Annotated in this window: 21 protein-coding genes and 1 pseudogene; 10 read left to right on the top strand and 12 right to left on the bottom strand. The window is 63.3% G+C overall.

Going from position 1 to position 24,139, the window contains the following annotated elements; all coding sequences use genetic code 11:
• The first annotated feature begins 60 nt into the window (after window positions 1–60).
• A complete protein-coding gene (locus tag QF015_RS02750; protein ID WP_014921602.1) occupies window positions 61–372 on the top strand; it encodes a pyrimidine/purine nucleoside phosphorylase in 312 nt (103 codons plus the stop codon).
• Window positions 373–683: 311 nt separating this feature from the next.
• On the opposite strand, the gene QF015_RS02745 is transcribed toward QF015_RS02750, so the two are convergent.
• From QF015_RS02745 to QF015_RS02710, 8 genes are all read right to left on the bottom strand, one after another.
• Window positions 684–1,670, bottom strand: a complete 987-nt coding sequence (locus QF015_RS02745) for a cyclase family protein (RefSeq protein ID WP_310205490.1) — start codon at window positions 1,668–1,670, stop codon at window positions 684–686.
• Window positions 1,667–1,909 (bottom strand): hypothetical protein, encoded by a 243-nt coding sequence (locus QF015_RS02740; protein WP_310205487.1) that lies wholly within the window; start codon window positions 1,907–1,909, stop codon window positions 1,667–1,669. Before QF015_RS02740 ends, QF015_RS02745 begins: the two co-directional genes overlap by 4 nt.
• A 10-nt stretch (window positions 1,910–1,919) precedes the next feature.
• Window positions 1,920–3,257 carry a TRAP transporter large permease subunit gene (locus QF015_RS02735; RefSeq protein ID WP_429386712.1) on the bottom strand — a complete coding sequence of 446 codons (1,338 nt, stop codon included), beginning with the start codon at window positions 3,255–3,257 and terminating at the stop codon, window positions 1,920–1,922.
• Window positions 3,258–3,333: 76 nt separating this feature from the next.
• Window positions 3,334–4,116: an NAD(P)-dependent oxidoreductase gene (locus QF015_RS02730; RefSeq protein ID WP_310205481.1), complete on the bottom strand. Its 783-nt coding sequence runs from the start codon at window positions 4,114–4,116 to the stop codon at window positions 3,334–3,336.
• A gap of 15 nt (window positions 4,117–4,131) precedes the next feature.
• Window positions 4,132–4,764 carry an RraA family protein gene (locus QF015_RS02725; RefSeq protein ID WP_310205478.1) on the bottom strand — a complete coding sequence of 211 codons (633 nt, stop codon included), beginning with the start codon at window positions 4,762–4,764 and terminating at the stop codon, window positions 4,132–4,134.
• A 65-nt stretch (window positions 4,765–4,829) separates the two neighbouring features.
• The gene (locus QF015_RS02720) at window positions 4,830–5,831 is read right to left on the bottom strand and encodes a tripartite tricarboxylate transporter substrate binding protein (RefSeq protein ID WP_310205476.1); all 1,002 of its coding nucleotides are present in this window, start codon (window positions 5,829–5,831) and stop codon (window positions 4,830–4,832) included.
• A gap of 40 nt (window positions 5,832–5,871) precedes the next feature.
• Entirely contained in the window at window positions 5,872–7,374 is a 1,503-nt protein-coding gene (locus tag QF015_RS02715) for a tripartite tricarboxylate transporter permease (RefSeq protein ID WP_310205474.1), read from the bottom strand.
• Window positions 7,375–7,376: 2 nt separating this feature from the next.
• Window positions 7,377–7,877 (bottom strand): tripartite tricarboxylate transporter TctB family protein, encoded by a 501-nt coding sequence (locus QF015_RS02710; RefSeq protein WP_310205471.1) that lies wholly within the window; start codon window positions 7,875–7,877, stop codon window positions 7,377–7,379.
• Window positions 7,878–8,000: 123 nt separating this feature from the next.
• On the opposite strand from QF015_RS02710, the gene QF015_RS02705 reads away from it, so the two are divergent.
• Entirely contained in the window at window positions 8,001–8,801 is an 801-nt protein-coding gene (locus tag QF015_RS02705) for an IclR family transcriptional regulator (protein WP_429386709.1), read from the top strand.
• A 206-nt stretch (window positions 8,802–9,007) separates the two neighbouring features.
• Here the strand turns inward: QF015_RS02705 and QF015_RS02700 are convergent, their stop codons facing one another.
• From QF015_RS02700 to QF015_RS02690, 3 genes and pseudogenes are all read right to left on the bottom strand, one after another.
• Window positions 9,008–10,009, bottom strand: coding sequence for a TDT family transporter (locus QF015_RS02700; RefSeq protein WP_429386708.1), 1,002 nt, complete (start codon window positions 10,007–10,009; stop codon window positions 9,008–9,010).
• Window positions 10,006–10,536 (bottom strand): annotated as a pseudogene (locus QF015_RS02695) (PaaI family thioesterase); the annotation flags it as partial. The pseudogene QF015_RS02695 and the gene QF015_RS02700, both read right to left, overlap by 4 nt.
• 41 nt (window positions 10,537–10,577) lie before the next feature.
• Window positions 10,578–11,294: an SDR family oxidoreductase gene (locus QF015_RS02690; protein ID WP_429386705.1), complete on the bottom strand. Its 717-nt coding sequence runs from the start codon at window positions 11,292–11,294 to the stop codon at window positions 10,578–10,580.
• A 151-nt stretch (window positions 11,295–11,445) separates the two neighbouring features.
• Between QF015_RS02690 and QF015_RS02685 the strand changes: the two genes are divergently transcribed.
• From QF015_RS02685 to QF015_RS02650, 8 genes are all read left to right on the top strand, one after another.
• Window positions 11,446–11,922 (top strand): winged helix-turn-helix transcriptional regulator, encoded by a 477-nt coding sequence (locus QF015_RS02685; protein WP_310205457.1) that lies wholly within the window; start codon window positions 11,446–11,448, stop codon window positions 11,920–11,922.
• Between the two features lie 413 nt (window positions 11,923–12,335).
• Complete coding sequence (locus tag QF015_RS02680) at window positions 12,336–12,434, top strand: potassium-transporting ATPase subunit F (RefSeq protein ID WP_310205454.1); 99 nt, start codon at window positions 12,336–12,338, stop codon at window positions 12,432–12,434.
• 6 nt (window positions 12,435–12,440) lie between these two features.
• Window positions 12,441–14,108: a potassium-transporting ATPase subunit KdpA gene (kdpA, locus tag QF015_RS02675; protein WP_429386702.1), complete on the top strand. Its 1,668-nt coding sequence runs from the start codon at window positions 12,441–12,443 to the stop codon at window positions 14,106–14,108.
• Entirely contained in the window at window positions 14,105–16,231 is a 2,127-nt protein-coding gene (kdpB, locus tag QF015_RS02670; protein WP_429386700.1) for a potassium-transporting ATPase subunit KdpB, read from the top strand. The genes kdpA and kdpB overlap by 4 nt, the downstream gene beginning before the upstream one ends.
• 10 nt (window positions 16,232–16,241) lie before the next feature.
• Entirely contained in the window at window positions 16,242–16,847 is a 606-nt protein-coding gene (gene kdpC / locus QF015_RS02665; RefSeq protein ID WP_429386698.1) for a K(+)-transporting ATPase subunit C, read from the top strand.
• Window positions 16,848–16,893: 46 nt separating this feature from the next.
• Window positions 16,894–19,539, top strand: a complete 2,646-nt coding sequence (locus QF015_RS02660; RefSeq protein ID WP_429386696.1) for a DUF4118 domain-containing protein — start codon at window positions 16,894–16,896, stop codon at window positions 19,537–19,539.
• Complete coding sequence (locus tag QF015_RS02655; protein ID WP_429386694.1) at window positions 19,536–20,213, top strand: response regulator; 678 nt, start codon at window positions 19,536–19,538, stop codon at window positions 20,211–20,213. The genes QF015_RS02660 and QF015_RS02655 overlap by 4 nt, the downstream gene beginning before the upstream one ends.
• A 195-nt stretch (window positions 20,214–20,408) precedes the next feature.
• On the top strand, window positions 20,409–22,604 hold the full coding sequence (locus QF015_RS02650; RefSeq protein WP_429386693.1) for a glycoside hydrolase family 3 C-terminal domain-containing protein: 2,196 nt from the start codon (window positions 20,409–20,411) through the stop codon (window positions 22,602–22,604).
• A 17-nt stretch (window positions 22,605–22,621) separates the two neighbouring features.
• Here the strand turns inward: QF015_RS02650 and QF015_RS02645 are convergent, their stop codons facing one another.
• Window positions 22,622–24,085 (bottom strand): MGDG synthase family glycosyltransferase, encoded by a 1,464-nt coding sequence (locus QF015_RS02645; RefSeq protein ID WP_429386691.1) that lies wholly within the window; start codon window positions 24,083–24,085, stop codon window positions 22,622–22,624.
• Window positions 24,086–24,139: the final 54 nt, after the last annotated feature.

Below are 24,139 nucleotides of genomic sequence, written 5' to 3'. Positions count from 1 at the left end.
AGTCTGATTCGCAGCAGGCCGCGACCAGCTGCCGAAGAACCCCCGCGAATGGAGAAAACCATGATTGGCCAGAATGAATACTTTGAGGGACAAGTGCGCAGCCTTGAGTTCAAGAACGAACAAGGCAACTTCACTGTCGGAGTAATGGAGCCCGGTGAGTGGAAGTTCGAAGCGCCCGTCAAGGAGTGGATGCATCTCGTCCGGGGAACCTGGGACGTGCAGCAACCCGCAGGGCAGGGGGAGTGGACAACCTACAAGGAAGGCGAACGATTCGAGGTTCCAGGCGGCACCGACTTCACGGTCCGCGTAAAAGACACCGTTGCCTACCTCTGCCCCTACACCGGCGAGTTCCTCGGCCATTTGGACATGTAGCATCCTCAGTTGACCTCAACACAAGGAGCCTGGCGCCAAGCCGGGCTCCTTGTGTTGTGCCTGTCCGGGCCTTCACTTCTCATGGGTTCCTCGATCTACATCTGCACAGTGCGGGTGAGCCGCCCAGCGACACGACGCCGATTCCCAGTTGACTGCATAAGAGCCACGCCAGCATGAGAGTTCGGGCGGCAGCATCGGACCGGTGCCTTCACAATGGTCCGAGTCGTCGACGCAACGCTACAAATGGCCAAGGGATCGGACGAAAGCAACCCACCCCACCACGGCCAGCCGCGGAGAATCACCCTAACGGTTCAAACCAGCGCCGTGGCGTTCGCGGGGGAGCCGGTAGCTCCCACGATGTTAAGGGGCTTGATGCTGACCATGGCATCCCAGTTCCCCGTTGAACGCATGTGTCGACTGAGCGGACCCAGCTTCCACAGTTCGCCGAGAGGCATGCCAAGTTTGGCGAGGAGTTGCTGGTGCATCATCCCATGATCGTTCGGTGCAGTGTTTTTGAAGGGACTGTCGGGAACGGCAGGAAGGCATTCGAAGGCGAAGTTGTCGGCAGCCACCAGGGCAAGCTGGTTGTCCCAAGCCCACGCCACGAATTCCCGGGACTGAACGATGCCGGTGGCGCGACGGCTTTCCCGCATTTCCTGCTTGTCGTGTTGCGACAAGGCGAGGAACCATTCGCACCAACCCGTGTGGAGCATGAGGATATCGCCTGTCCTGAGGGTGACGGACTGCTCAAGCAACGCTGATTGGATCAAATCCAGGGGGAGGGGCTCTCCGGCGGCATGGTCGATCGGCTCTTTCCGGGCGGAACGGTATCCGTCAAGATCCACCAGTACTCCACGGCCCACGATGGGTTCTTCGGCCCATCCCTGGATCCCCAGCTCGGGTGTCCCTTCACTGACGAGGGCATCCGGGGTGCCGTTATAGAAGCCGACGTCGTCTGCCCTGCGGTGCCGTAGCCCGTCGATCTGGGTGGAGCCCTGGAGGTAATAGCCATCAAGGTAGTCGTCCCGGTGGGCAGGATGCGATGAATAGATCGTGTGGCGAGGGGCGGTGCGTTTCAGTGACATCCCTGGGTCGAAGGCGTCAGCCGGGTAGTCAAGCCCGAAGACCGTTCCACCTCTGATGGAGTCCCGGGCCTCCAGGACGGCTCCGGGCCCAATGAACGACGGCGTTCCGCGTGTTTCGTCGGGGAACAGTCCCCACGAGGTACCGGCCAGTTGACCTTCCCGTCGGAGTAGCTCGGCGAACGTTGGGTACGTTCCGTTGGATGTGTTGGTCACCGTGACCGGGCCTCCTGCGGATGGTCCTGTTGTTGATGGCGTTTGTAGCTGAGGAGGAAACCCGCGATCGCACAAATGGAGGCCGCGATGCACATTGGATCCTTCAAGGATTCATTGAGGAACGTCAGCCACTCGCCTTGGCCCAGCACGAGGGAGACGCTTTGTCCTGCCACGAACACCACCCCGCCCAGGAGCAGGGCGGCGAGTGTGAGGACGAAGAGGGTTTGGATGAGTTTCACGGAAGCTTCCTTAGATGGGCAGGATGCCGAGGATGATCAGGACTCCGATGCCCAACAACGGCAGTGCGTAGTGGGTCAGCAGCCGGGCGAATGTCGTGATGGGGTTGACGTCGGCGATGCCGCAGGCCACATAGAGTGGCGCGCCTCCGGGCGGTACCGCGGCTTCACACGATGAAAAGACCAGGACGGCGACGGCGGCAGTAGTCGCCGGGACTCCTGCAGCTGCCAGCGTGGCCACGCCGACGGTCCCGACGGCGGCCATGGTCGCCGTCGCGGACAGGGGTGCGGCCACGGCGATCACGATCAAGCCAATGAGGATGGCGAGCAGCCACAGCGGCAGGTTCATCTGATGGAGCAACGTGGTCATCTGCTGCGGCAAACCTGTAGCGGCGAGGGCATTGGCACCGGCAAAAGCAAACACCACGGTGATACCGACGACGCCGAACCGGGGGGCGGAGCTCTCCAGGAGCTTCCACCAATCCCGTCCTGCACGCGGCAAACGTTTCCAGCCGAGCAATGCCCCGGTGATGATGAGAACCACGGGGATCCAGACAATGACGCTGACTGACTTGGTGATGTCCCCGCCAACCCAGCCGGACAACACGGTGGCGATGGCACCGGAAGTGATGATCAGCGGAATCGCGACCACGAGGAAGAGCAGGAGGGTGGCCCATCCTTGGTTGAAAGCCGTTGTGACTGTCAGTCTGTGTGCCGCGTCCAGCGGAGCCATCCCACTCTTGCGGATCAGCAGCCACGTGACAATCAACCGGTGCAGGAAGCACCACAGCCCACCGAACAACAACGGCAGCACGAGATCGTTGACGTTCAGCAGGGGTCCCACGGTGGCGGACCCCACCAGGACGAACATGGAGGCGCTGAAGGGAAACGTAATGCCCATCCCGGCGTTTCCGGCCACCAGCGTGGCGGCTGAGGGCTTGTCCAGCTTGGACTTTTCCATCCAGGGAATTGTCACGGACCCGACGGTGGCCGCGATGGCTGCCTGATTGTGCACCACTCCTCCCAGCCCGGCGGATGCCACGGTGGAGACCCACGCGGGACCACCTTTGACCCCGCCGATCAGGGAGTTCAACAGATCAATGAGCCGGTCCAGTACGCCGGACCTGTCCAGAAGGTAGCCCATGAAAACGAAGGCCATGGTGGCGTATACGATCTCATCGGACATGGCCGAGTAGAGCGATGTCCAGCCGACCTGCAAAGCGGCAGCTCCGGTAAAGGGAAGCACCACCAGGAAGCCGATGATCATGGCTTCGCCGACGCTGCGCTTGATGAGGGTTGTCCACAGCAGGATGACGGCCAAGTAGGCGCCGAGGGCCCAAATGCCGATCATGATGCTGCTCCTGGTGAAAGTAGTGCTGGTGAGTGGTTCACCGGTGGTCCTGTCCTGATTCTTCCCGATGCCTGCCTCAGCGCAAGGCTGATGCAGGCTCTGATGCCATGCGTGTGAGGGCAGCCGCTGATGCTGTAGTCATCTCCGCGGGCACCTCCAGGTCCGACGACAGGTAGCGGGCTGTGTCCTGCATTTCCTTGGAGCGGCGTTGGGCATGTTTTGCAGTGCCGGTGAGGAACCGGTCTATCACCGCTTGCCCGTCACCCGCCAACTGCAGGGCGATCTGGCCTCGGATCCACTCTTCGAGACCGGCAGCTCTTCCTGCGGTGACAGCTTCAACCACCACGGAGGCAAGGCCTTTCATCAGGACGCTGCGAAGCAGCTTGTGGGACATGGCGGCCCCAGGTCCGCCGTCGGCGATTTCGACGTCGGCACCCAGTGGACTGAGCAGGTCCGCCACCGCGGCGGAGCCGGGTCCGCTGACCATCAGCGGTGTCTTGGCACCCTGGGTGGGGACGGGTCCAAGGATCGCTACGTCGGCGAAGAGTGCCTTGCTGGGGAACTGTCCAAGTTCCTGCATGACGTGGGGTGAGGATGATGTGAAGTCTGCGTAGCAGCTGCCGGTGGGCAGCACAGGCAAGCACTCCTGGGCCACGGCCCGGGCGGCCGCAGCGCCTGTGAGTACGAGGACGATGTCGGCATTGGCGCACGCTTCCGCTGCCGTGGCCGCCCGGATTACACCCGCGGGAGTGCTGGGAGCGACGGGGTCGAATCCGGTGACCTGGTGCCCGGCTGCAACGAGGGCGGCGGCATAGGTGGCTCCGGCCTCACCGAGGCCGATGACGGTGCAAGCTGTCATGTTCGTCTGTCTTTCTTACTTGGCACGGTCCGCGATGATGGCGGCCCTGCGGTGTGCTTCGTCGGCGAACACGGCCTCGGCGGCCTCGGCCACATTTGCTGCCTGTTCACGGGGGATGATGACGACGCCGTCGGAGTCGCCGATGATGATGTCGCCTGGCATGACGGGGACTCCGCCGAAGGAAATGGGTGTGCCCAAACGGGATGGGCCGTTCTTGTAGGGACCCGCGGGTGTGGTGGCCCGGGCGAAGACCGGCATCCCAATTTCACCGAGGGTTTCGGCGTCCCGGGCGGCGCCGTCCAGCGCGAAGCCGGCAATGCCGAGATTGATGGCCCGTTCCCCGATGAGTTCTCCCAGCAGGGCCCGGGACTCGTCTCCGCCGCCAGCGACAACGATGACGTCGCCCGGATGGGCAAGCTGCAATGCGCGGTGAATGCCTTGGTTGTCGCCCGGGCGGGTCCAGACCGTGAAGGCCGGACCGGCAATGCGGGCGCCAGGCCAAATAGCCTGGATCGCCGAGTCGGCAACCCCCAGGCGGTCCATGGCATCGCCGATGTTCGCAGCCGGCAGCTTGGCAAGCCGTTCAAGCACGTCCCGCCCGGGGCGGGGGAAACCGGCGTCGATGTCTTCAAGGACTGGAGTTGTCATGATGAGGTTCTTCCGTGTGTGGTGGTGGGATGGGAAGGTGGCTTGGTTCAATCGGTCGTCTGAACTCAGTCGGTTTTCTGAACCAGCGGGAGGACCTTTTTGAAGTCTTCTTCCTGACTCGCCCAAAATTCCTGGTAGTCCTTGCCGGACAGGTAGCTGGTCTGGAGTCCGAGGTCTTCCATCTTCTTGACCACGGCCGGATCTTCGATTGCCTTTTGGAAGGCAGCCTCCAGTTTGGTAGCTACGGCGTCCGGCAATCCTGCCGGTGCTGAGTAGCCGCGAACGGTGCCGGCTTCGACGTCGTATCCGGATTCCTTGAACGTAGGGACGTCCGGGAGCGAAGGTGCGCGCTCAGCCGTCATGACGCCCAACACCCGTGCCTTCCCCTGCTTGGAAAGCTCGGTGACGTCGCTGACATTGGCCACCAGGATGTCCACGTGCTTGCCGAGGAACGCAGTGGTTGCCTGCGAAGCGCCTTCAGAGAAGTGCACTGGCGCAAACTCCGCGCCGGTGGTTTCCTGCAGTTGCGCCAGGGCGAAGTGCTCGCCGGTCTGCAAACCGGTGGTGCTGGCCGTCATGGATTTGGGGTCGGCCTTGGCGGCGTCCAGGAGTTCCTTCAGCGTCTTGTAAGGACTGTCCGGCTGGACGGCGATCACCGTGGGATCGATAACCTGCCGCCCCAAGGGCTGGAAACTGTCGCGGGTGTATTTTGCCCCGCGTGCCGGGTCCAGTGGTGAGACAACCACGGACGGGGAACCTGTGGCGCCGATGGTGTACCCGTCGGGCTTGGCGCTTGTCAGTTGTGTGTAGCCGATCTGTCCGCCAGCCCCTGGCTTGTTGACGACCTCGACGTTGGTGCCGAGTTCCTTCTCCAGGATCGGCTGGACCAGTCGGGCAGCGGTGTCCACCGCCCCGCCGGAAGAGAAAGCGACGATCAGTTCGATCGACTTTCCCTTCTTGGGGAAGTCGTCCCCTGCGTTGTTGGTGGCGCCGGCGTTGGCGCCGCAGCCGGTGAGCCCGATGAGGGCGGCAGCAGCGAAAGCTGCGGTGATGCGTGTGCGGGTCATGGTTCTTCTCCTTTGAAGGGGGATTACAAATGGGTGGTGTCTAGGTTTCCGGGTCTTCGTTGAGTGCTTTGGGCTTACGGAGCTTCAGGAGCGGACTCAGGATGATCAGGACGCCGATGCCGATCAGGACCACCGGGATGGGACGGTTGACGAAGATGCCGAAGTCTCCTTGGGAGATTTCCAGGGACTCCCGAAGGGAGCGTTCCATCAGCGGTCCCAGCACCAGCGTCAGCACCATGGGCGCCAGCGGGATATCGAGATGCCGCAACGCCAGGCCCAGAAGGCCGAAGCCGATCATGACGAACACATCGAAGACGTTGAAGTTGATGGTGTAGGCGCCGATCACCATGAACAGGAGGATCAAGGCGGTCAGGATGGAGGCCGGCACCCGCAGGATTGACGTCCACAGGCCCACCAACGGAACGTTCAGCAGGAGCAGCAGCAGGTTGCCGATGAACAGGCTTGCAATGATTGCCCAGGCAATTTCCGAGTGCTCGGTGAAGAGGGTCGGCCCCGGAGTAAGACCTTGTTGAAGGAAGGCGCCCATCAGGACAGCGATGGTTGGCGACGCCGGGATACCCAAGGTGAACAGAGGGATCAGCGCGGCGTTGGCGTGGGCGTTGTTGGCGGTCTCCGGTCCGGCGACACCTTCGATGGCACCCTTGCCCAGCTCGTTGCGGTGCTTGGAGAACTTCTTCTCGGCGCCGTAGGCCAAGAGAGAGGATACCGACCCGGTCATGCCGGGGATGAGGCCAAGCCCGAATCCGATGCCCGTTCCGCGAGCCATGGATGGTGCACTGCGGCGCCATTCCGTGCCGGTGGGAAGCAGGGAGCGCATGCCCGGTGCGTGCACAGCGGTGGCCTGGGAATCCTTGCGGTAGGAGAGGATTTCGGAGAGGCCGAATACGCCTACAATCACGGCGACGAAGCTCACGCCGTCCAGCAGGTTGTCCGAGCCGAACGTGAAGCGGGGAGCGCCGGCCACGGGATCGATACCCACCATGGAGATCAGCAGGCCCAAGGCACCGGAAATGATGGCCTTGACCATGGATTTGCCGGCCAAAGCGACAAGGAGGGAGATTCCAACCACCATCAGAGCGAAGAACTCCGGCGGACCGACCAGGAGTCCCAGCTCGCCGAGCGGCTTGGCGGCCGCAACCAAGCCAAGTGTTGCGATTGTTCCGCCCACAAAGGATCCGACGGCGGCGATGGTCAGGGCCGCTCCAGCCTTGCCGATCTTGGTCATGGCGTAACCGTCAATGGTGGTGATCGCCGAGGCAGCCTCGCCGGGAGTGTTCAGCAGGACACTGGTGATGGTTCCGCCGTACGCCGTGCCGTAGAAGATGGCGCAGAGCATGATGATCGCCCCGGTCGCGTCGAGGTTCATGGTGAGGGGGATGAGGAGGGCGACGCCTGCTACCGGGCCGATGCCGGGAAGCACGCCAATGATGGTACCGAGGAGGCAGCCCAGGAAAGCGAAGATGAGGTTTTGCCAGGTCAGCGCTGATGCGAAGCCGTTGGCCAGTTCGTTGAGGGTATCCACAGTTAGAGTCCCATCGAGTTCAGGACAGAAATGCCGGCGGTGGGAAGGGCCACGTTCAGGCCGTAGTTGAAGGCGTAGAACGCGCCGAAGCTGCCTGCCACGGCGACGATCAGCGATGACACCCAGCCGCGGCGGCCGCGGATTTTCAGGTGGTACATCAGGAAGATGAACATGCTCAGCTGGAAGCCGATCAGGTCCATGACCGCGGCCAACAGCGCAAGGCTGACGACGACGGCGATGACGAGGCCCCGGTCAACGCCGGTTGATGTTTCGCTCGGTTGGCGCAATTCCTGAACGAGCCAGATCGCGGACATTGCAACCAGCAACCCGCCCATCGCAAAGGGGAACATCCCCGGGCCTGGTCCGAGTGACGTCCACAGGCCCAGGCCGATCGAGCTGACCAGCACGTAGACACCGACCACTACGAACGCTCCGATCCCCGCCAAGACGGTGGGTGCAACGTTGGCACGTTGGGGCTCGGTCATAACTGACTCCGTTGTCATGGGACTTCTTTCTTACGTTCCTTGATACTGCATTTCATAGAATGAAAGAGTATTGCGTCTGAAGAAATAGTGACAGGAGCCACACTTGATGTCAAGCGCAAGGAACTTACATAGAATGGAACAATGACCGTGAGCTCAACGCACTCCGCAAGTTCCGCCGAGGATGGCCCCAAGGCAGCAAATATGCGGTCGCTCTCGCGTGCCCTGGAGGTATTTGCCGAGCTGCAGCGGGCGGAGCGGCCCCAACGGTTGAGCGATCTCGCCAGGACCTGTGGCATGAGCCTGCCTACGACGCTGAGGATCCTGCGCGTCCTCCAGGATTTTGGCATGGTCAGCCAGACGGACAAGACCTACCGTGTCGGCCCGGCGGTTCTTCCCGCGGCCCGGAGCTTTCTCGAAAATGACCCCTTGGTGGTAGCGGCGCGTCCCATACTCCAGCAAGTCGCCACCCAAACGGCCCGCACTGCGTCCCTTTACACGCGTCTTGGTTTTGAGCGCATCCTGGTAGCCAGGGTGGACGGCGACTCACCACTCCGGTATGACCTCCCCCTGGGCAAAAGGCTGCCTCTTACTGTGGGCGCCGCTGGAAAGATCCTTCTGGCGTCGGCTACCGCGGAGGAGCTGCAACAGGTTGCCGTGGCGGCCTCCACCTCGGGCCACGAAGGGGCTGGATTTACTGCCGACGAGTTGCGGGCACGCCTGCCCCTCCCGGGCGAGGATTTCGCCTATTCTGCTGACGAGCGCGCTACGGGCGTCCTCTCCGTCGCGGTGGCTGTCCCCAACAGGACCGGCCGTCCCAGTGAATCGATTGCCCTGACAAGTCCGGTCGAGACGGCCACTGAAGCAGAGCTGAAAGCAAGCGTCCCGGAACTCCGACGCGCCGCCGGACGTCTTTCAGAGCTCCTGATGGGCTCCGTCTACTAAGCCGCACCAGGGCAGGACGTTCGTGCGTTACCTTCCCGGGGCATGGTTCCGGCGGTGTCGCCGCCATCTCCGATGAATCGGTGTCAAACGATGCTTGCTGGGGGATACGAACAAGTCCAGAGATGACACGGGCGATGGATGACGGGGCGGAATCGTGCGGGCGGCAGAACCTTGCTCCCGCCCCTGTTTTCCCCTTGTAACTTGTTTTACCTGGGGCGCGCCAGTGTCCTGGCCGCGGTACGGGCGGCTATGGCGAGGGTGAAGGCTGTTGCGAGCCCCAGTATCGCCCAGGAGTAAATTTCCCGGCCAGGGACGCCGGTGGTTGCCAGCCAGCGAATGGCATAGTTGGTGGTCGCGCCCACCGGGAACGTAAACACCCAGAACGCTGGGGAGAAGGGAAGCTTGCGATATTGGGGGAGGAGCATGACCTGCATGAGTGCCATCATCACCAGCACGCCCGTGAGTCCCAGTTGCACGGTCCCCAAGGGTCCCGGGTGAGACACCATCCAGGCGATGTTGGCCGTTGCAGGCGCAGCCAGGTAGGCGGACAGTCCGGTCTTGGCTGCTGGTGGCAACGCGCCTCCGGTCATGAGCCTGAGGGTGACCACGGCGCCCACGACAAGCCAGAAGAATACGCCGACGCCAAATGCGCCCATGGCGGCGTCATGGTTGTGAAGGCTTGTAAAACCGATGCTGGCGACGAAGGACCCGGCCACCACGGGCAACAGGTAGCCGGGATGGATGGATTGCATCGATACCCCGGCTATGACCCAGTGGGCGAGAAGTTGTGCGGCAACGATGGCCAGGGCGGCGATGGACGCCACACAGAGCCAGGTCCCCAAGAGCGGCACATAGGAGCTGTAATGGGAGGAAAGCAGGATCCCTACGAGCGGAATGAAGGATGCGAACGGCCCGGCCACTTCGTGCTGAAGGTCAGAACGGAATGTACCCCTGCTCCGAAGGCCTTGGAACACATAGAGGGCGGTCAGGAGCAGCCACAGGGCGGCGGCTGCTCCGTAGAGAGTTTCCTCCGGCCATAGTGGGAAGTCCAAGGTGCTCCTTGCGGCGGACCAGGCGCCGCCGAGGCCTGCGAGCCCCAACGGAACGCCGAACCGGCTCAACTCATGCATCCCTGGTTCGGCGTTCAGGCGCTCCACAGGTCCGTGGTCGGCAGGTGCGAGGGCAACGGAGAAGGCGGTGTGTGTCATGGTGTGAGCGGCTCCGGTTGGTGGGGAAATACGAGGAGTGTGCTCGTAGCGGTGGCGAGGAGTTCGCCGTCGGTGGTGCAGAGGCGGCCTTCGGTGAAGATCAGCCGCGAACCAGCTTTCACCACTGACCCCTCTGCGCGAAGGGTGCCCGTCCGGAGCGTGATGGGCCGGAGGTACTTGACCGCCAGGTCGATGGAGGTGTAACCGAGGCCCGCTGCCAAAGTAGTGTGTGCTGCGCAGCCGAGTGCCGTGTCAAGGAGCGTGCAGGCCAGGCCGCCGTGCACCATTCCAAGCGGGTTGTAGTGGGCTTCGCCCGGCCGGCACTCGAATTCGACGTACCCGTGTTTGGCTTCGACGAGATCGAACTTCATCAGGGACGCGATCGGCGGTGGCGGTATGCTTCCGTCGCTGAGGCCGGCAAAGTAGTCCAGACCCGACAGTCGTGGCAGCTGTTCGAGTGCGATTGCCGGGTCGATCCAACTGAAGGTCTCCGAGCGCTCCGCAGAGGTGTTTGGTGGCAAGGTGCTTTCTCCCTGGTTTTCTTGGGACGTTTCGAAACCCGTCTGGGTTAGGACGGGGCGTTGGCCGCCAGGGCAGGGTAAAGATCCGGGATGGAGCCGGAGAGGCCAAACTTCACGCCTGCGGTGATGTCATCCACGATGACCTCGTAGTCTCCCTGCTCCAGCCCATCGAATGCCTTCCGTACGACCTCCTCGGCGGCGGTTTTCGGGGCACTCACACCTTCAGCCATGGCCGTGTCAATGTAGGCGACGTGCACGCCGGTGACGTGCGTGCCTTGGGGAGCCAGTTCGATCCGGAAGGCGTTGGTCGCTGACCACAGTGCGGCCTTGGAGGCGCTGTAGGCGCCGGTGAGCGCGATCCAGCTGAGCACCGAGTGGATGTTGAGGACCGCCGATGTGGGGCTGAGGGCGAGCACCGGCGCGAAGGCTTTGGTCAGGGCGACGGGCCCGAAGAAATTGGTCTCCATCACCTTTCGGATTTCCTTGTCCGGCAGCGAAAGGAGTGTGTCCGTTTCCAGAGCAATGCCGGCGTTGTTGACGAGGACCGTCATGTCCGGAGCCTGTTCCAGGACGGCCCGGATCGAGGCAGGGTCAGTGACATCGAGAGCGAGCGGGACGATGCGGGAGTCGTGCCACTCCTGGGGGCGCCGGGCTGTCGCGTAAACCTTGGCCGCGCCCCTGGCGAGGGCCTGTTCCACGAACTCGCGGCCCAGCCCTCCATTCGCACCGGTGACAAGAACGACGGCGCCAGTCAGCTGTGGCATGAATTCTCCTGATCTCAGACAGGGCGGTGACGTGGTTGTCGCTGCCCTCAAAGTCAGGTTAGCGGAGTAGGTTGGATTTTCCAACTAACTTGTATACTTGTTTCAGTGCTGAAAGCACTGAGACCTCCCAAGCACTGAAAGCAGGTAAGCGATGGAATTAACCGATAGGGCCGATGCTGGGCCCAGGGCGTGTTTCATTGCGGCAGGGCTCGAGGTGCTGGGCGAACGGTGGGCGCTGTTGGCGCTCCGGGAGATGTCCTTGGGTGTTCATCGTTTCGACCAGATAGCCCGTAATACAGGCGCTTCCCGCGATATTCTGACAAGCCGGCTGCGGACGCTGGAAAGCCAAGGCGTTATTGAGCGCGTCCAATACTCAGAGCGCCCACCACGCCATGAGTACCACCTCACGGCGTCCGGGGCGGAAGTTGCTCCCATTCTCATCTCGCTCGCGGCGTGGAGCAGCACCTGGATGCGTGACGAGACGCCCCGTGCCTCCTACCGGCATAGTTGCGGGGCCGACCTGAAGCCGGTGCTGTCCTGTGCCGAATGCGGGGAAGAATTCGGGGTGGGCAGTTTGATGCTGGGACCGCTGGTATCAACGTCAAGCGCCATTCCGGTCGAGGAATGACCCAGCGTGTGTTCACGTTGGGCCTCTTTGTGGCCGTACCCCGGCTGATGCCGACGGGCTCCGGCCTGCACTATCGAGGCACGGAAACGCGCTTATCCCCACAAGGCGACAGCAATGAACCCGACGCTGATGAGTGTGGTGTGAAGGGCATCCAAAGGGGTGGCCCAGGGGCAACGGCGTTAAGGATTCGTCAAGAACCACCCTGCCGGCATTAAGGAACCGTAAGGATCGTCCTTTCGGCCCTTTTCACGGGATTGACTGAAGTCAGCCCCGCGAACGGGGCGCTGATGAAAGGACGTTCCAGTGGCCGACGTGGCTGTTGTGGTGATTCTTGTGGCGTGCATGGGAATCGTGATGTGGGTTGCCCACCTCTTGGGCAAAATGGTCGACGGCGATGGTCCGGTGAGCGGGCAATGACGTTGGATGCGGTCATGTGGGTCGGGCTGCTCCTGGCAGGCCTCGCCACGATGGGCTACCTGTTGGCAGTGTTGCTTCACCCGGAAAAGTGGTGATGGCCGGTGGTTTTCAGCACAGCTTCCTTCATCACCCAACTAGCCGTTTTGGTACTGGTGCTCGTGCTCTTGCACAAGCCTTTGGGCGTGCACTTGGAGCGGGTTTTCTCGGGTACCACATCGTCGGGACCGGAGAGGTTGTTCTACCGCTTGGTGGGTGTCGATGCCGGAACTGATCAGAGCTGGACTGTGTATCTGCGCAGCGTTCTGGTGTTCTCGGCGGTCTCCGTCCTGATGATCTTCCTGCTGCAGCGTCTGCAAGGTGTTCTTCCCGGAAGCAATGACCTTCCTGGCGTGGATCCCTGGGTTGCCATGAACACGGCCATCTCGTTCGTCACGAACACCAACTGGCAAACATACGTGCCGGAGGCCACTGTGGGCATTTTCGTCCAGATGTGCCTGCTGGCCGTCCAGAACTTCCTTTCGGCCGCTGTTGGGATAGTGGTAGTGGTCGCCTTGGTCCGCGGCATCGTGCGGACAACAACCGACCGACTGGGCAACTTCTGGGTTGACCTCGCCCGGGCCTCCTTCCGGGTCCTACTTCCCTTGGCGACCGTGGGGGCTGTCGCATTGGTGATTGGCGGCGTCGTCCAGAACTTCTGGCCCACGGAGGTCACCAATATGGCTGCTGGAGTCACGCAGGTGATTCCGGGTGGACCGGTCGCTTCCCAGGAGGCAATCAAGGTACTGGGGACCAACGGTGGCGGCTACTTCAACGCGAACTCAGCGCATCCCCTCGAAAACCCGGGCATTTTCACCAGCATGTTCCAGGTCTTCCTCATCCTGCTGATCCCTTCGGCACTGCCGTACATGTATGGACGGATGGTGGGGGATCAGCGCCAGGGCTACACCGTTGCCGGTGTCATGGCCACCCTTTGGGTGACATCCACGGCGTTGATGGGCTGGGCGGTTGCCTCGGGCCAAGGAACCGCGACGGCGGCTGCAGGCGGTCTGGGAGAAGGTTTCGAACAGCGTCTGGGACCTGCTGCCAGCTCGATTTTCGCGGCCTCCACCACCCTGACATCCACCGGCGCGGTCAACGTCGCGCATGATTCATTGGCTCCGCTGGCCGGCGGCATCGCCATGCTGAACATGATGCTCGGTGAGGTGGCCCCCGGAGGAACCGGATCCGGGCTTTACGGAATGCTGGTCCTGGCCATCATCGCCGTCTTCATTGCCGGCCTCATGGTGGGGCGCACGCCTGAATTCCTGGGCAAGAAGATCGGCCCCCGGGAGATGAAGCTCGCAGCCCTCTACATCCTGGTCACGCCCACACTGGTGCTCGCGCTCGCAGGGATCACAGTCCTCTTGCCGGATGTCATGGCCAATGCGCCGGCCTCCGGCCCGCACCAGTTCAGCGAGGTGCTTTACGCCTTTACCTCGGGGGCGAATAACAACGGGTCAGCCTTCGGCGGCATTACCAGTTCCGGTCCTTACCTGTCCGTCATGCTGGGGATCGCCATGGTGCTGGGGCGCTTCCTGCCCATCGCTTTGGTGCTGGCGCTGGCAGGTTCCCTGGCCAGGCAACGCAAGATTCCGGCGTCGTCCGGTACCGTGCCCACCCACGGCTGGCTCTTCGGCTCGCTGCTCCTCAGCGTGACCGTGATCATGACCGCACTTAGCTACTTCCCGGCCCTCGCACTGGGCCCCCTCGCAGAAGGACTTATCGCATGACGTCGTCCACGACGCGTACTGCCGCGCAAACCTACGCCGACGGCAACCCCCTCGGAACCCCCGGAGAACACAAGCACCACACCAAAGCCCCGGCCAAGATGAACGGAGCTACCATCCGTGCAGCCTTGCCGGTGGCTGTGAAGAAGCTCTCCCCGCGGCAAATGGTCCACTCACCGGTCATGTTCGTGGTGCTGGTCGGCGCTGCCATCTGCACCCTGATCTGTGTGCTCAAACCGGATGTTTTCGGCATCACAGTGACAGTTTGGCTATGGCTCACTGTGCTGTTCGGCACGCTGTCAGAGGCCATCGCCGAAGGCCGCGGCAAGGCCCAGGCCGATAGCCTCAGGGCCAGTCGGCGAGGTGTCACTGCCAGGCTTCGCTTGGAGGACGGGAGTACCAAGGAGGTTCCCGGAACAGACCTGAGGTTGAACGATGTCGTCATCTGTGAGGCCGGCGACGTCATTCCCTCCGATGGGGAGATCATCGAAGGCCTGGCCAGCGTTGACGAGTCCACCATCACGGGCGAATCAGCGCCGGTGATCCGTGAATCCGGCGGTGACCGTTCATCCGTCACCGGGGGCACCAAGGTTCTCTCGGACCGCATCCTGGTCCGCATTACGGCAGAACCGGGAGCTACGTTCATTGACCGGATGATCAAACTCGTTGAGGGCGCTGTCAGGCAAAAGACGCCCAACGAAATCGCCCTGCACGTTTTGTTGGTGTCGTTGACCATCGTCTTCCTGGTGGTCACCATGACGTTGGCCCCCTTTGCATCCTTGGCCGGGGCCACGCCGTCGCCCATCGTGCTGGTTGCCCTGCTGGTCTGCCTGATACCCACCACCATCGGCGCGTTGGTTCCGGCTATCGGTATCGCGGGCATGGACCGGCTGGTCCAGCACAACGTCCTGGCAACTTCCGGGCGCGCGGTGGAAACGGCAGGCGACATCACCACGTTGCTGCTGGATAAGACCGGCACCATCACCTACGGAAACCGGCGTGCCGTTAACTTCTTCCCGGCCAACGACGTGGAGCGCACCGAACTCATCGAGGCCGCGCGCCTGTCCAGTTTGGCCGACGAAACCCCTGAAGGGCGCTCCATCGTGGACCTCGCCAGCGACAAGGGAGTGAACGGTCCCGGCCTGGAGCAGATCCGCAAAACCTCGAAGGAAATCGTCATTGTTGAGTTCACCGCCAGCACACGGATGAGCGGGTTGGACATGGACGGGCGGCGGATCCGAAAAGGCGCCGCCTCCGCCGTCGAACGCTTTGTTGCTGAAGAAGGCGGGCGCATGCCCGCCGAGGTCCAGCGGCGGGTGCAGGAGATTTCGGCGGAGGGCGGCACTCCGCTGCTGGTCGCCGAAACGACGGACGACGGCGGAACCCGGGTCCTGGGAACGGTGCACCTGGCCGATGTGGTCAAGCCGGGCATGCACGCCAGGTTCGCAGAGCTCCGAAGAATGGGCATCAAGACGGTGATGATCACCGGCGACAACCCCGTCACTGCCAAAGCGATTGCGGCGGAGGCCGGTGTCGACGATTTCGTCGCTGAAGCCACACCGGAGGACAAATTGGGGGTGATCCGCCGGGAGCAGGGCGAAGGACGCCTGGTTGCGATGACCGGTGACGGCACCAACGACGCACCGGCACTGGCCGCCGCCGACGTCGGAGTGGCGATGAACTCCGGGACACCTGCTGCCAAGGAAGCGGCGAACATGGTGGATCTGGATTCGGATCCCACCAAGCTGATCAACATTGTGGGCATCGGCAAACAACTGCTCATCACCCGCGGTGCGTTGACCACCTTCTCGGTAGCGAACGACGTAGCAAAGTACTTCGCCATTGTCCCGGCACTGTTCACCGCTGCGTTCCCGGGCCTCGGACTGCTGAACATCATGGGTTTGGCCACGCCGGCCTCGGCCATCCTGTCAGCGGTGATCTTCAACGCCCTCATCATCGTTGTGCTGGTACCGCTGGCTTTGCGCGGTGTGAAGTACCGTGCGGTCTCGGCGAACCAGGCGCTCGGCAGGAACCTGCTCCTCTACGGACTCGGCGGCCTCGTGGCGCCGTTCATCGGCATCAAACTCATTGACCTCATCATTTCCCTCATCCCCGGCATCGGCTAGGAAACCCATCATGAACATGCTGTCCGGCTATCTCCGTCAAGCAGGCACCGCCCTTCGGTTCCTGCTGCTCGCCACCCTCATCCTGGGGCTTGCCTATCCGTTGGCAGTCTTCGGCGTGGGACAGGCAGTTGCCCCGTTCCAAGCAAACGGCTCCATCCTGAAGGACGACGCTGGCAATCCCGCGGCGTCAGCGCTGATCGCGCAGGTCTCCGCGGACGATGCAGGGACACAGGACCCGGCCTGGTTCCATGCACGGCCTTCGGCGGTCGGCTGGGACCCGACGTCGTCGTCGGCGAGCAACTTGGGTCCCAACGATACGAAATTGCGCGACACCGTCACCTCCAACCGCGCTGCCGTTGCGGAGTTGGAAGGCGTCAGTAAGTCCGATGTGCCCGCTGATGCCGTGACGGCCAGCGGTTCGGGACTGGACCCGGAGATCTCTGTTGACTACGCCACACTCCAAATCCGACGGGTTGCAAAAGCGCAGGGGCTCTCTCCCGAAGCCGTTCAGGGTCTCGTGGACAAATACACGAGCACTGGACTGGAAGCATTTTTGAGCCAGCCATCGGTGAACGTCACCGGGCTGAACCTGGCCCTTGCGGAGGCCGCACGGTGACGTTCACCGTCGGCGGGAAGGCCCTTCCGGGTGGAAGAATGAGGCTATGGCACGGGCGACACTGAGAATCTTCCTGGGCGCTGCCCCGGGTGTCGGCAAAACCTACGCCATGCTCGAAGAAGCACACCGGCTGGTGGGCCGCGGCGAGGACGTGGTGGTGGCTTTTGCCATGGATCACGGCCGCAGCGATACGCGGGCACTGACCCAGGGGCTGGAATCCATACCCGCGCGGACAGTTCAGTACCGGGGCACGGCCTTTGAGGAAATGGATCTCGACGCCGTTCTGGCACGGCGGCCGCACACCGCCGTCGTGGATGAGTACGCACACACCAACATCCCCGGCAGCCGCAATGGAAAACGCTGGCAGGACATCGAGGAACTCCTCGAGGCAGGCATCAACGTGCTGTCCACCGTGAACGTGCAACATCTGGCGTCGCTGGGGGATGTCGTGCTGGCCATTACGGAAGTCCGCCAGGCAGAGACCGTTCCAGACGACGTCGTGCGGCGGGCTGACCAGATCCACTTGGTGGATATCTCTCCGGAGTTGCTGCGACAACGGTTGGGAGACGGGAAAATATACGCCGCCGACAAAGTAGATGCAGCGTTATCAAACTACTTCCGGCTGGGAAACCTGACGGCATTGCGGGAGCTTGCCCTCCTCTGGCTCGCAGACCGCGTGGACGAGGGCCTGGCGAAGTACAGGGAAGAGAACCACATCGAGGCCAGCTGGCCGACGCGGGAGCGGATCGTCATCGGCCTGACCGGCGGTCCCGAAGGCGAAGTCCTGATCCGGCGTGCCGCCAGAATACTCAAACGGGTCAACGGCGGCGACCTCCTGGCCGTCCACGTCCGCGCCGCCGATGGCATTTCCGGTGAATCACCACAGCACCTCGAATCGCAGCGGCACTTGGTCCGGGACCTCGGCGGAAGCTATCACACGGTGGCGGGGGAGGACCCGGCCCAAGCGCTTCTGGACTTTGCCCGCAGCGTCAACGCAACACAAATCGTGGTGGGCGTGTCCCGGCACCGCTCCTTGGCGGGACGGCTCATCGGTGCCGGCGTTGGTAACAAGGTTGTTCGGGAATCAGGAGACATCGACGTCCATATGGTCTCCCATCCTCTGGGCGGTCAGGGTGTGGACCGTCCCCGCCGTGGTGAGCTGGGCAGGGTCCGGGTGGTGGTTGGCTTCGGCCTTGCCGTTGTCCTGCCCGTGCTCCTGCAGCTCGTCCTGGCGGCGAGCCCTTCCCACAACATCGCGACGGCGGTCCTCGTCCAGCTCACTGGTTCTGTCGCCGTTGCCCTGGTCGGCGGACTCTGGCCAGCGCTCCTGGGCGCAGTGTGGAGCAGTCTTCTGGTCAACTACTTCTCCACGCCGCCCGTTGGGAACCTGACCATCAGCGATCCCCAGAACCTGCTGGCCCTCCTGGTCTTCGTCGGCGTCTCAGCTGCCGTGGCCGCCGTCGTGGACATCTCCGCCAGGCGATCCAAAGAGGCCACGCGCGCCCGTGCGGAAGCTGCGACCATGGCTGATTTGACGCGCGGAGCGACAGATGCGGAGGACACGGTCAATGGGCTGCTGGCGCAAGCCCTGGACGTCTTCCAAATGCACGGCGCCGCACTGCTCACCACAGACAATGGAGGGGACCCCGACCAGGACTGGCGCCTGGCGGCTAAAGCCGGTGACATAGCTGCTGTGTCTGCCGAGGGCAACGATCGGCCTTCCGGTGGCGAGACCACGGAGCAGATCGACAACCGGACCCGGCTGATTCTTTACGGCAGGACACTGCCCGCGAGCGACCGGCGCCTGCTGGGAGCTTTCGGCTCGCATCTCGCTGCCCAGCTCGAGCGACGCCAGCTTGCCGCCAGCCGGCGTGAGGTCATGAGACTGGCCGAAAGCAACATCATGCGAACTTCCATCCTCCGCGCCGTTTCGCACGATCTCCGAACGCCCTTGGCCGGGATCAAACTGGCCGTCGGTGGACTCAAGCAACACGATGTCCACTACACCCCTGACGAGGAGCAGGACCTGCTGACGACGATTGATGAGTGTTCGGATCGGCTCGATGTCCTGGTCGGAAACCTCCTGGACATGTCCAGGATCACCTCCGACTCCGTCAACGCCCTGATCAAACCTGTCCGCTGGCACGAAGTCATTCCGGCCGCTCTGCGCGGAGTACCGTCCGGCACTGTTCGTGTGGACCTGCCGGCAAATCTCCCGGCCATCGACGCCGATGCGGGCATGCTGGAACGTGTCATAGCCAACATCGCCGAGAACGCCGTCAAGTATGCGCCCGGCTCGGACATCGTGATCGTTGCTTCAGGGGGAGGGCTGAGCACCACCTCGCTGGACGGCCGGCCATCCGGGGAGCTCCGGATCATCGACCATGGCCAAGGTGTTCCCGCGGACGGCGTCGTGCGCATGTTTCAGCCCTTCCAACGCCTGGACGATGTACCGGCGAGCACAGGCGTCGGTTTGGGACTGGCAGTGGCCAAGGGATTCGCCGAAGCCATGGGCGGTACCCTGACCGCAGAGGCGACGCCAGGTGGTGGCCTGACCATGGTCATCCGGATGCCGCTCTCCACGGGGGCGCCGCTGGAACGGGAGGCCCCACAGGCGCCCATGGAAGCACAATCACTGCTGTTGCACTCCACTCACCGATCACCCCTGGGCCACCGCAGGGGTGGCCAATGAACAACGTCCTGGTGGTTGACGACGATCCTCACATCCTCAAAGGACTGCAGATCACCCTGAAGGCCCACGGCTATGGAGTAACGACGGCCGAAAACGGTGAAGCCGCCGTGCTGTCAGCCGCGCAGCACCCGGTTGCCGTCGTGATCCTTGACCTCGGATTGCCCGACATCGACGGCACTGACGTCATCACCAGGATCAGGGAATGGAGCGACGTCCCGATCCTGGTGCTGTCCGCCCGGCACGGGTCTACCGACAAAGTTGAAGCACTCGACGCAGGAGCCGATGATTACATCACCAAGCCGTTTGGTCTGGATGAACTCCTTGCGCGCCTCCGCGCGATTCTCCGGCGGACGGTCGAGCCTTCCGACGAGCCCCCGGTAGTCGCTACGTCCTCGTTCGTGCTCGATCTGGCAGGCAGAAAGGCCAGCCGCCAGGAGGAAGACGTTCGATTGACGCCTACCGAATGGAGCATTCTGGACGTCCTGGTCCGGAACCCCGGGAAACTTATCACCCAGCAGCAGCTCCTTACCGAGGTGTGGGGACCTGCCTACGCCAAAGAAGCAAACTACCTCCGGGTTTACATGGCGCAGCTTCGGCGCAAACTCGAACCCGAGCCGGGGAATCCGCGACACTTCATGACCGAACCCGGGATGGGTTATCGGTTCCAGCCGTGAACCGGAAGAAATCCCTGCGGCATGACGGGCCGGACCTGCTCAACCATGGCGGGTCCATGGCCGATGCTCGACTCTTCTGGTCAGCTGCCTCTACGTGCAGGGTGCAGACTCTAGTACATGAAGATATCTCCGGAACGACGGGCAGCGCGTGCGGGACGAAGCGCGGCGCCAAGGCAAGAGCCGGCTTCTACGGAGATGACAGCGCCAGGCGAAGCCTTCGACGAGGCAGTGCAAGCAGTCCGGACGGGTGGACTCACCGCGGATGAAGCGGCGGACCAGCTGATCGACCGGATGACGGACGGGGAGATCCTCGGTCTGCTCGACGGCGACTCGCCAAGGGTGCTGCTCCCCTTCATCCCGGCACTGCTGGGCAGACGCCCGTTCGTGGCGGGGGCGGTCCCGCGGCTCGGCATACCAGGGATCCGGTTCAGTGACGGTGGCCGCGGCGTAGTGATCGGCGCCTCCACGGCTTTCCCCGTGACGATTGCGAGGGCAGCGACGTGGGATCCATCGCTGGAGGAACGTGTCGGTGTCGCTATTGGCCTGGAAACCAGGGCCCGGGGTGCGAACTACTCGGCCTCGGTCTGCGTCAATCTGCTTCGCCACCCCGGGTGGGGCCGGGCGCAGGAGTGCTACGGCGAGGACCCGGTGCTCACCGGCCACATGGGATCGGCCATAACCCGGGGCGTTCGCCTGCACGTGATGGCGTGTGTAAAGCACTTTGCGCTCAACTCGATGGAAAACGAGCGCTTCGAGGTCGACGTGGCAGTGGACGAACACGCCCTGCATGAGGTCTACCTGCCGCACTTCAAGGCGGTTGTGGATGCGGGCGCGGACTCCGTCATGAGTTCGTACAACCGGGTGCGAGGTGAGTACATGGACCTCAACCGCGCGCTGCTCACGGATGTACTGAGACAGGAGTGGGACTTTTCAGGCTTCGTAACGAGCGACTGGGTCTTCGGCACCCACGACGCGGTGGTCAGCCTGGAGGCAGGAATGGACGTGGAGATGCCGCTGCGGCTGCTGCGAGCCCGCGAACTGCCGGCCGCGCTGGGTAACGGCGAGCTGGCCCGCGCGACGGTGCTGCAGTCCGCACGCCGCATCCTGCGCACATGCGTGCTCCATGCCGCGACCCGGGAACCATCGGCCCCAACGGCCGCCGTCATCGCTTCCCAGACCCACCGGGCCTTAGCCCGACGGGTCGCCGAGGAGTCGATCGTCCTGCTGAAGAACGCATCCGTCGGGGAGGCGCCGCTCCTGCCGTTGGCACCCACCACGCGTCATCTCGCGGTGATCGGACGGCTCGCGGCCAGCGCGAACCTCGGCGATCATGGCTCGTCACGGGTCCGGCCTCCGTCCACCGTCTCGCCCCTGCAGGGCCTGCGTGAGGCGCTTCCCGGGGTGTTGATCACGACCACGACCGGTCGGAACGAGCAGCGCGCGGCGGCGATGGCCGCCGCGGCGGAGACGGCGATCGTCGTCGTCGGCCTGGATCAGCATGACGAGGGCGAGTCAGTTGTCACCGGCGGTGTGGACGTGGGCGTGCTCGGCCGGACCTTTGGCTCAGGTCCCCTTCGTCGGGTTCTCATAGGACTCGCGCACTTGGCCTCCCGCTTTGTCCGAGGCGGCGATCGGAGCTCACTTAACCTGCGTCCCTCTGACGAACGGCTCATTCACACAGTCGTCGCCGCGAACCCCCGGACCGTCGTCGTGCTTGTTGGCGGCAGCGCAATCCTCACCGAGAACTGGCGTGACCGCGTGCCGGCGCTCCTTATCGCGTGGTACGGCGGTATGGAGGGCGGCCGCGGGCTCGCGAGCGTGCTGACCGGCAGCGAGGAGCCCGGCGGACGCCTGCCCTTTGTGCTGCCAACGGACGCCGCGCACCTGCCCTTCTTCGACTCCGCGGCCAAGTCCGTTGTCTATGACGACCAGTGGGGCCAGCGCCTTCTCGACGGCGAGGGGCATAGGCCCGCTTTCCCGTTCGGTTTCGGCCTGGGCTACACGACCATTGCACACCGGCTGCTCGACCACTCGTTGGACACCGCAGGTGGCCATGCGGACGTGCTCGTAATAAACAACGGCGACCGCAAGGGTTCCACCGTCATCCAGATCTACGCCGCGGATGTGTCCAGGCGCAACCCGGTGGCCCAGCTCCTGGGCTTCAAGAAGGTGAGCCTGCTGCCCGGTGCGGAGATGACAGCCCGGGTCGTTCTGGATGCCGGCCCCACCCTGCAGCGCGATCCAACCACACGGCGCTGGTCTGCCCGGCCGGGGGAGTGGGCACTGCTCGCAAGCCAACACAGCCCGGACGGTTGGGAGAACGCCGTCCCCTTGCGACCCGCAGACGGGCAGTACACCGACGACGACACATCAGACGATCATCGGGCCTGACCCGGACCGGGGTTCCGCTACCTGGGAAGATCGCGGAATGGTGTCCTCGGCCCTTCACTACGGACGGGCAGTGCGTCGTCGCCCCGAAGCATGGCGCGGAGCAGTCGACGTTCCTCCCACCGGAGAACCAGGGATGCCCGGCCCGGCCGCAGCACCAAGTCTCCGTCCGTTGTCGCATAGCGCTTCTCGAGATCCACCAACTCTTCCTCTTGCAGCAAGGCAACTGTGCTGCCCGAAGCCCGGTCGACCAAACGGACCAAGGAGGAAGGTCCCGTGAGATCCGTCGCGACGAAGCGCTGCTCGCTGGCAGCAAGAATGGTCCTTTGCGCCGCCCGCGACACCACCAGCGGACGGGACGGTGCGCCCAGCAGCTCGCTGAGTACGTCAGCTGCGGCGTCAGGACGGCCTGTTCTCCGCGCCGCCGCCTGCATCAGCTGTAAACGGCCGGGCTCACGCAGAACTTCATCGATCTTCCAGCCGATCGTTGCTGCTGCGTTGCAACGGACGGCTGCGCCCTGCTCCATGAGGTAGTCGCCGTTGCGGACCTCCTGCCCCGGGATAGGGTTCACAAGAACCATCGGGAGGCCGGCAGCCATGCACTCCGACGCCGAGAGCCCACCCGGCTTGCCCACGAACAGGTCCGCCTGCTGCAGCAGTTGCGGCATTTCGGTCGTGAAGCCGAGTACGCGGTAGCGGTCACCGGCGGAGGCCACCAGCGCCTCGATGCGCTGCCGCAGCGCATCGTTGTGTCCGCACACGATAGTTGCTGTGAACGCCGATCGCATATGCAGTGTTTGCCGCACCACCGAGACTGCGTAGTCGCCACCGGTCGCGCCCGCTGAGATGAGCAGCATAGGTGGCTTAGTGGTATCGCGTACCGGCGGTGGATTGGGCTGTGTGGTGATCGGGATCCCCGTTGCAGCGACACGGTCGGGAGGAAGTCCCAGCGCCATGAGCTCCATCCTTCCCTCCTCCCTGGCCACGAAGATCTTGTGGAACGCGCCCGACAGGGACAGGCCTTGGAAGTCGTAGTCGGTGGTCACCACAGCGGTCTTTGCATCAACCACGCCGCGAAGGATCAATGAAGCCAACAGCTGGGCGGGGAGGAAATGCGTGCAGATAACAGCGGTAGGCCGAAAACGCTTGATGGCACTAACGACCGGGCTGGCGTTCACCCGGGTCCAAGGGTCAATGGGGCCACGTCGCCGGAACGGCGGGTTGCTGATGTCGTAGCCCCACTCGACCAGCCAGGGCAGGTCCTCCACCAGGACGAAGTAGCCCTTGCCCAGCATTGCGCGGTAAAGCACACTGCTCACCTGCAACACGTCCAGCACCTGCACCTCGGCGATGTCACCACGTGCGGCGCACGCTTGTTGTACCGCCGCCGCAGCGCTGTTATGCCCTGATCCCACGCCTGCGGACAGGATCAATACGCGCTGTCCGCTGGCTGTGGCTGAAGATCGTGCCGACGTTGTGCGCATGAGGAGAGGCTAGCAGGCTGCCATCCCATGCTTTCGGCGTTGTTGCGCTGCGGT

It is taken from the genome of Paenarthrobacter sp. TE4293, assembly GCF_050435325.1.
GTDB classification, from domain to species: Bacteria; Actinomycetota; Actinomycetes; order Actinomycetales; family Micrococcaceae; genus Arthrobacter; species Arthrobacter nitroguajacolicus_C.
This window is presented reverse-complemented; position numbering and strand designations above follow the sequence as displayed.